9 protein-coding genes are annotated in these 7,559 nt (G+C 71.5%); 4 read left to right on the top strand and 5 right to left on the bottom strand.

Translation table 11 applies throughout. The annotated features are described in order from the left end of the window. Positions 1-447 (top strand): transposase (locus QSK52_RS36745; RefSeq protein WP_285740626.1); only part of this gene is annotated, 447 nt, incomplete at its 5' end. A gap of 24 nt (positions 448-471) precedes the next feature. Here QSK52_RS36745 and QSK52_RS36740 read toward each other — a convergent pair. Together QSK52_RS36740 and QSK52_RS36735 are read right to left on the bottom strand one after the other, a co-directional pair. After that, positions 472-768, bottom strand: a complete 297-nt coding sequence (locus tag QSK52_RS36740; protein WP_285740625.1) for a hypothetical protein — start codon at positions 766-768, stop codon at positions 472-474. Positions 769-969: 201 nt separating this feature from the next. Then, positions 970-1,665, bottom strand: coding sequence for a transposase (locus QSK52_RS36735; RefSeq protein WP_285740624.1), 696 nt, complete (start codon positions 1,663-1,665; stop codon positions 970-972). Positions 1,666-2,024: 359 nt separating this feature from the next. On the opposite strand from QSK52_RS36735, the gene QSK52_RS39600 reads away from it, so the two are divergent. The 3 genes from QSK52_RS39600 (at position 2,025) to QSK52_RS36725 (ending at position 4,947) form a co-directional block, all read left to right on the top strand. Further along, a complete protein-coding gene (locus QSK52_RS39600; RefSeq protein WP_352230355.1) occupies positions 2,025-2,444 on the top strand; it encodes a transposase in 420 nt (139 codons plus the stop codon). Continuing rightward, positions 2,425-3,885 (top strand): transposase, encoded by a 1,461-nt coding sequence (locus QSK52_RS36730; RefSeq protein ID WP_285740623.1) that lies wholly within the window; start codon positions 2,425-2,427, stop codon positions 3,883-3,885. The genes QSK52_RS39600 and QSK52_RS36730 overlap by 20 nt, the downstream gene beginning before the upstream one ends. A 249-nt stretch (positions 3,886-4,134) precedes the next feature. Then, complete coding sequence (locus QSK52_RS36725; protein WP_285740622.1) at positions 4,135-4,947, top strand: hypothetical protein; 813 nt, start codon at positions 4,135-4,137, stop codon at positions 4,945-4,947. 33 nt (positions 4,948-4,980) lie between these two features. Here QSK52_RS36725 and QSK52_RS36720 read toward each other — a convergent pair whose 3' ends face one another. The 3 genes from QSK52_RS36720 to QSK52_RS36710 form a co-directional block, all read right to left on the bottom strand. Continuing rightward, on the bottom strand, positions 4,981-5,505 hold the full coding sequence (locus QSK52_RS36720; RefSeq protein ID WP_285740621.1) for an SsgA family sporulation/cell division regulator: 525 nt from the start codon (positions 5,503-5,505) through the stop codon (positions 4,981-4,983). Positions 5,506-5,686: 181 nt separating this feature from the next. Next, positions 5,687-5,974 carry a hypothetical protein gene (locus QSK52_RS36715; protein ID WP_285740620.1) on the bottom strand — a complete coding sequence of 96 codons (288 nt, stop codon included), beginning with the start codon at positions 5,972-5,974 and terminating at the stop codon, positions 5,687-5,689. A gap of 136 nt (positions 5,975-6,110) precedes the next feature. Continuing rightward, positions 6,111-7,463 carry a histidine-type phosphatase gene (locus tag QSK52_RS36710; protein ID WP_285740619.1) on the bottom strand — a complete coding sequence of 451 codons (1,353 nt, stop codon included), beginning with the start codon at positions 7,461-7,463 and terminating at the stop codon, positions 6,111-6,113. Positions 7,464-7,559 lie beyond the last annotated feature (96 nt).

Here is a 7,559-nt window from a genome sequence, read left to right as displayed (position 1 = left end):
CGGGCCTCGTTCCGCTACGCGGCCCGGCAGGACTGGGACAAGATCTCCAAGGCCCTCAAACCCGTCTACACCGCTCCGACCGAGGACGCCGCGCTCGAGCGGTTCGTGGAGTTCTCCGAGGCCTGGGGCAGGAAGTATCCGGCGATCGTGCGGCTCTGGGAGAACGCCTGGGCCGAGTTCGTGCCGTTCCTGAGCTTCGACGTCGAGGTCCGGCGGGTCATCTGCACCACGAACGCGATCGAGTCCGTGAACGCCCGGATCCGCAAGGCCGTCCGCTCGCGCGGGCACTTCCCGAACGAGCAGGCGGCACTGAAGTGCGTCTACATGGCGATCATGTCCCTCGACCCGACCGGGGCCGGGCGCAAACGCTGGATGACCCGTTGGAAGGCCGCACTCAACGCCTTCGAGATCGCCTTCGACGGCCGACTCTCCGCCGGCCGCCGCTAACCCAACCCAACCGAGTTACACCGTTCACTGGACAGACCCTTCGACGACGCCGGAGTTCCAGGGGGTGAGGCCGGCGATGACGGCGTCGCGGTAGCGGTCGATCCCGGCGGCGAGAGTGTGGAGGCTGGGCAGGTCATCCTGGCGAACGGCGGCAAGCCACTCCGGCAGGCGCTCGCCGTGGCGCTCGGTGAGCATGGTGGCGAAGGAGCGGACGTGCCGGGTCAGGGCCTCCAGTTCGGGGCAGTTGGCCAGGACGGTCTTGAGGTGGAGGCGGTCGTGCTCGGGCGGGGATTCGGGTCGGCGGAGGATCCATCCGGCCACCGTCCGGGGCGTGGGCGGTCTCGCAGTGACAGGTCGTGGTGACGTGCGCTTCTGGTGGATGGAGGCGCGGACCGTCTGGTAGCTACCCAGGTAGCCGAGCGACACGATCTCCTTCCACAGCTTCCAGGCGTTGGTGCAGCCCTCGTGCCAGCGATTGTCCAGATGCGGCTTGTAATCGTCGAGCTTGGAAGGTCGGTTCTGTCATTGGCCGGTGAAGAGCTCTTCTGGGTGCGTGGCGTCGGCGAGACGCTTGACCGTTCCGTAGGTCATGCCCAGCTGGCGTGGGATCGAGCGCCTGCTGTGGCCGGCCTCCAGGAGCGCGTGGACGGTAGCGTGCCGATTCCTGACGCGGTCGGCGAAGCGGTGGCCGGTCGGCCATGGCGAGCTGGCTGTCTCCTCGACCAAGATGGTGACCGCCTCGGGCTCGATGGGTGTCTCAGGGGTCAGGGCCTGAAGGCAGCGGCGGTGTTGGGCGGCGCTTCGCTCAGCGGCCTCGCTGAGGTTGTGCCACAAGTGCCATCGGTCCGCGACCTGCACGGCCTGGGGCGCTCCGACGGTGGCATCCTCGGCGAAGAACGGAGCGCGGTCGCGGCAAACGACTTCAACCCTCGGTCGCTTGGCCAGCCAGGCCGCCAGACTGGATGCCGCCCGGTCGGGCAGCAGGTCTACCGGCCGACGGGTCTCGGCGTCGACCAGTACCGTTCCGTAGGTCCCGAACACCGAGGCCAGCCGGGCGCCAGCCCGCCCGGCCAGAGCCAAACCGACCGAGGCGGGCGTCGACCGCAACTGCTCCGTCCAACGGCCGTGGCGCCGGGTTAGCCCGACGATCTGTTCAACGAATGTGCGCCGCCCGCACGACGAGTTCACGCACACGAAGCGCCGCACCTCCAGGCACAACCGGACCCCTCTGCCCCGATCGGACCGTCGACGGGGAACCGCAGGTATGAGCTGTGCACCCGGGTGGACCAGCCCCCACACCCCGGGCAGCTGTGCCCCGCCGCCTAGGACTTGATCCGCACGTTCACCGACTCGACGTCCACGTCGACCGACAGCACCACGACACCCGCGACCGACGGAAACAACAGCCTCTCCAGCCGGGGCACCAGATCATCCACGGTCCCGCACTGTCAGCCACCACGACCCGCCCGCTGGCGAAATTCGGGCAACTTCCCGATGCCTACCGCACCAGCGCGTCGTCACTCACCGTACACAGACCACGGAAGTGATGCTGTTGGTGATCTTTACTGGCGAGAGTGATGTTGCCGCCATCGGCTGAATGCGCCCGTGCTCGTCTGCTGTCCTGGCCTGGAGGTCGGGCCTGTTCAGAGGGGTGGACTGCGGTGGCGATGGGTTCATGGTCTGGGCGGGAGATCCCGCCGCTGACTGCGCGGATGGCACAGGCGAGCAACCCTCGGGGTACTGCTGCGATGTGGGTGCGGGATCACTTGGAGGGGCTGTTCACGGACGAGGATTTCGCCGATTGGTATCCCACCGACGGACGTCGCGGCCTGTCACCGGCGCGATTGGCGCTGGTGTCGGTGCTGCAGTACGCACAGAACCTCACCGACCGTCAGGCCGCCGAGGCCGTGAGGTGTCGTCTGGACTGGAAATTACTGCCTGGGGCTGGAGCGGGACGATCCGGGCTTCGACTTCTCGGTGCTCAGCGAGTTCCGTGACCGGATGGCCGAGGGCGACCGGGCGGACCGGCTGCTGACGTCAATGGTGGAACGGCTGGCGCAGACGGGGCTGGTGAAGCGGCGCGGGAGACAGCGGACCGACTCCACCCATGTCCTGGCCGCGGTGCGGCGTCTGGACCGGATCGAGCTGGTCGGCGAGACCTTGCGCGCGGCCCTGGAGGAGGTGGCCGCAGCAGATGAGGACTGGATATCCGCCCTGGTCACGGACGAGTGGGCACGCCGTTACGGTCGACCGGTGCGCTACGAGCGGCTGCCCAAGGAGACGAGCGAGCGCAAGCAGTACGCGCTCACGGTCGGTGAGGACGGAATGCGCCTGTTCCAGGCCCTCCTTGCTCCGGACGCACCGGCCCGGCTGCGGCGGCTGCCCAAGGTCGAGGTGATGCGCCAGGTCTGGGTCCAGCAGTACTGGTACGACGAACACGGTGATCTGTGCTGGCGCGGTCCCAAGCAGACTCGCGACCGGCTGAGCCGACGCCACAGCCCTCTGCGCTCGACGACCGCGGACGCCTCCGACGGGCGGCCCGATCCCGCCTCCGCCCGGGTTCCGTGGTCGTCGGTGGAGATCGTCTCTCCCCACGATCCGCAGGCCCGCTTCAGTCACAAGCCCGGCAAGGCCGAGTGGGTCGGCTACAAGGACCACCAGACCGAGACCTGCGACAGCGGCTTGCCGAACGTGATCGTGCACGTGGCCACCACGCCGGCGCCCGAGCAGGACATCGACGCCCTGGAACGGATCCATTCCGACCTTGCCGCACACAACCTGGCTCCGGCCGAGCACCTCGTCGACGGCGGATACACCAGCCCCGCCGCCATCCACCGGGCCAGGACCGAGTACGGAATCGACCTGCTCGGCCCTGTCCGGCTCCCCCCTCGATCGCGGGCGCTCCCGGGCTTCAACAAGGAGGACTTCCACCCCAACTGGAATGAAAGAACGCTTACTTGCCCCAACGGGGCCACCAGCCCGCCCTGGAAACCCACCCTCGCCGACGGACAGCCGCGCCTGTCAGTGCTGTTTCCCCGTGCCGTCTGCAGGGCCTGCGACGACCGCCCGCAGTGCACGGGAAACGTCGACGGCAAAGGCCGCCACGTCCTGCTCCTGCCACAGCCCCTGCAGGAGATCCAAAACCGCGTCAGGAAAGAGCAGAAGACCAAACCCTGGCAGAACCGATACGCCATGAGGGCCGGCTGCGAGGCCACCGTCTCCGAGACCGTCCACACCCACGGCCTGCGCAACTGCCGCTACCGCGGCACCGCGAAGACCCACGCCCAGCACGTCCTCACCGCAGCCGGAACCAACATCATCCGCCTCAGTCAGTACCACGACGACGCCAGATCAACCGATCCTCAACGAGGCCAGGCCACCCGCTTCCAGCACCTGTGCCAACAACTGAGCGACGGGACTCGAACTCGTCACTCGTGAAGATCACCAACAGCATCCGGAAGTTGAGCCAGAACCACCGCTCACGTACAAAGCCGACCCGTCCTCCGGGTCGGCCGCGAAGCGGTCGAGTCGAGCAGGGCGGGGACGGGCCCGGCGGAGCCGCGGGCGTCCTCGAGTGCCCGCCAGTCCGGTGGGTCCGTCGTGGTGGCATCCGAGCGGCCGGCCGGGCCGCGGCGGCGGCGGGGAAATCGCCTTGCCCGGTGCGGCGGGCGGGTGTTGGGTGGACGGGTGCTGTTCCAGGAGGAGTTGATCGCGAGGGTCCGGCGGGCGTGCGAGGCGGACGGGGGGCTGGACGCCGCGCTGATGTACGGCTCCTTCGCCGCCGGGGAGGCGGACGAGCACAGCGACGTCGAGTTCTGGCTGTTCTTCACCGCGCGCAGGCGCGCCGAGGTCGATCCGCGCGCCTGGTGCGAGGCGATCGCGCCGCTCAGTCACGGCCTGCTCAACGAGTTCGGTTCGTACGTGGCGTTCTTCCCCGGCCTGGTGCGCGGCGAGTTCCACTTCGCGACGGTGGACGAGATCGCAGGGGTGGCGGACTGGCCGGCCCGCGGCGCCGCGGTGGAGCGGATGCTGGTGGTGGACCGGCGCGGGGCGCTGGCGCCGGTGCTGGAGGGTCTGCCGGAGCGGTACGTCCCGCCGGTCGACGACCCGGACGTACTCGCGCAGTACTGCGACCCGTTCGCCAACTGGCTGGTGCTGGCCCTGCACCTGGCAGCCCGGGGCGAGGACCTGCGCGCGTGGGACGCGCTGGGGCACGCCCAGCGGCACCTGCTGTGGATGGCGCGGCTGGCCGAGGGGTCGACGGCGCACTGGCTGACCCCGTCGCGCGGTGCCGAGCGCGAGCTCTCGGCCGCGACGGTGGCCGGGCTGCGGGCGGCCACCTGCGCCGCCGCGCCGCAGGAGCTGACGGGGGCGCTGCGTGCCGCGCTGGAGCTGGGCCGCCGCCTGTGGCCGGTGGTCGCGGCCCGGTACGGGCGCACCGCCCCGGTCGAGTTGTTCGCCGAGGTCGACGCGGCCCTGGCCCGCCGTACGGGCGCCTGACGGCGCCTCCTCCCCGCCCTCGTCCCCCGCCCCTCATCCCCCGCCCTCGTCCCTGCCCCCGTCTTCGTCGAGGAGGCGGCGGAGCAGCGCGTCGAGGTCGACGTGGTCCCGTTCGCAGCCGAGCGGGACCACGCACTCGGTGCGCTGCAGGAAGGCGCGGAGGGCGGCGGCGGGGACGCGCAGCAGGGCGCTGGCCTCCTCGCCGTGCAGCGAGAGCAGGACGTGGCCGCGGTCGGGGCCGTGCCCGGGGGTGACGGACATGTCGCCGAGGCCCGCGGGGCGGGTCAGTCCGGCGAGCAGGACCTCGCGGGAGAGCGCCCAGGTCACGGGTTCGGGCAGGTCGGCGTGGTTGTCGAGGTACACGGTGTAGGGCTCGTCGGCGCGGTAGCGGAGACGGGCGACGACGGGGACGTGCAGTCCGGGGGCGAGGACGACCTCCACCACCAGGTGCACCGTGGGCCGGGTGGTGCTGCAGCGCTGCGGCGGGACCAGGGGTGGGCCGGGGTCCTCGGGGTCGGGGTCCTCGAAGTCGGGTTCGGCGTCGTCGAAGTGGTTCACCGGGCCCCACCCCTTGCCCGCCCCGCGCGCGGGAGAAACGATTCTTCACTTGTTCCGCGGTCACCCGCTGCGCGCCGCAGCGCCTCTCGAACGTGCACGCCAGGACAACGACGCCGGACCCGATCGGTGACACCCCGTTCGGTCCATCCCCGAACGGGCCCTGCGCGGACGGGAGGGGGCGCTACGCCCGGGCGAGCCGGCGGGTCAGGTCCTCCAGGTAGGCGTCCCCGTACGCGTCGGCCAGGTCGTCCAGGTCGATCATCGGCGGGATGTCGACGACGGGCTGGCGCTCGACCAGGAACGCCACCGTCTCGCGGACGATCCGCCCCTCGTCGCCCCCGGCCAGTCCGGGCCGCTCCAGCACGCCGTCGGTGACCCGCACCTGCGTGGCCGCCTCGACCGTCCCGTCCGCGACCCGGACCAGGTACTCGCGGTCGCCCAGGGGCTCCACCCGGATGTCAACTGCCATGGCGCAGGTCGTCCTTCCCGTCGGTGCTCGGCCGTGCGGCGGTCCCGATGCCGCGTCACCTGCCGGTTCTGCCGACGGGCGGCGGCCGCCTCCACCATACGACCTGCGCGCACCGCCGCCCGCCGCCCACGGGGTGTCAGCGCCGACCGAAGCAGCGCTCCAGCTCGTCCAGGTCGTAGAAGTAGGAGCCCTTGGCGATCGGGTGGCAGTCGGCCTTGAACGCGGTCTCCCGCTCGTTGTAGAGCATCCGCACCAGGTGGCTCGGCCGGCCCCCGCCGTCGGTGGCGGCCCGGTACACGTCCCACTGGACGTTGGCGGCCATCGGGGAGACCTGCGCGCCGCGCCACGGGTTGTTCGCGTAGTCGTAGGGCTCGGCCGGGTCGGCCTGCTCGGTGCTGCCGGGCAGGCCGAGCAGGGCGGCCAGCGGCATGATCTCCTCGGCGTGGGTGAAGCGCAGCACGGCGCCCGCGGTGCCGGTGCCGTCGGCCCGGTGCTCGGCCTGGACGAACAGGTCGTCGAGCAGGACGCCCGCCATCTTGTAGGTGATGGTGCGTCCGGTGAAGCCGGGGCCCTTCTGGTAGAACTCCTCGGCGTCGTCGAGGTAGCCGAGCCACTGGGCGTCCGTGGGCGTCAGGAAGCGGTCCAGGTCGGTGCCGTGGGCTTCGACGGCCAGGTCGGGGGCGGCGCTGTAGAGCGCGTACAGCGCGCGGGCGAAGGCGGTCTGCTGCTCGGTGGTGAGGGTGTCGGCGAAGGCGGCGGTGAACAGGCGGCGGACGGTGTGCCGGGCGGCCTCGGCGGTGCGCGGGTCGGCGTCGACGGCGGCCAGGGCGGCGGCGAGCTGCGGGTCGTGGGCGACGTACGCCTGGTAGTCGGCGTTCTGCGGCTGCTTGTGGAAGTACAGCAGGTTCTTGTCGGTGACCGGGGCGGCGATCACGCCCGCGAGGGCGGGCTCGCCCTCGACCAGCCCGGCGGTGAAGGCGTTGGCACTGGCGGTCGCGCGGGTGACGCCGGAGGTCTCGACCACGATCGGCTCGTGCCGGGCGGCGATCGAGTCGAACAGCGCGGGCAGCCGCTGCTCCGTCCGCAGCGCGGTCCGCCGCTGCTCGTCGGCTCCGCGGGCGGAGAGGTTGCCGTAGCCGATCGAGGCGGCCGCGGCGAGCAGCGTCCGCACCTGCGGGGCGAGTTGGGCGCCGAGGCCGGTGAGGCCGTCGGCCTGCTCGGCCCGGGCGAGCAGGGCCAGCACGGCGTCGCCGTCCTCGCTGTCGCTCATCGCGCGGGAGCCGTGCCGGGCGACGTTCTCGGTGAAGACCGGCGTGTAGCCCGCGGGGACCGGCTGGTAGCGCCCGGGGTCCTGCTGCGGGGCGTAGGGGGTCTTGGTGCCGTAGCTGTCGCTGCGGGCCCGGCCCTGGGCGTCGGCGGTGCCCGCGGTCGCGAGGGTGGCGACCAGGGCGGTGGTCAGGGCGGCGGCGAGCGCGGCGGTGCGGTTCACGGTGGGGAGCCTCTCGGAGGGGAGGTCGACCGGTCCGTCCCGGTCGACCGCCGCACCCTGCCAGCCCCGTTCGAACGGTCGTCCACCCGCGGGCGA

The sequence above is a fragment of the Kitasatospora phosalacinea genome (genome assembly GCF_030268885.1).
Taxonomy (GTDB): Bacteria; Actinomycetota; Actinomycetes; order Streptomycetales; family Streptomycetaceae; genus Kitasatospora; species Kitasatospora phosalacinea_C.
The sequence above is the reverse complement of the archived record's forward strand: the minus strand, read 5'-3'. Positions and strand labels throughout refer to the sequence as shown.

What these genes read in the sequence shown, in the direction of transcription:
- QSK52_RS39600 (WP_352230355.1), top strand. Translation starts at nt 2,025, where the DNA reads ATGTTGCCGCCATCGGCTGAATGCGCCCGTGCTCGTCTGCTGTCCTGG.
- QSK52_RS36715 (WP_285740620.1), bottom strand. Translation starts at nt 5,974, where the DNA reads ATGGCAGTTGACATCCGGGTGGAGCCCCTGGGCGACCGCGAGTACCTG.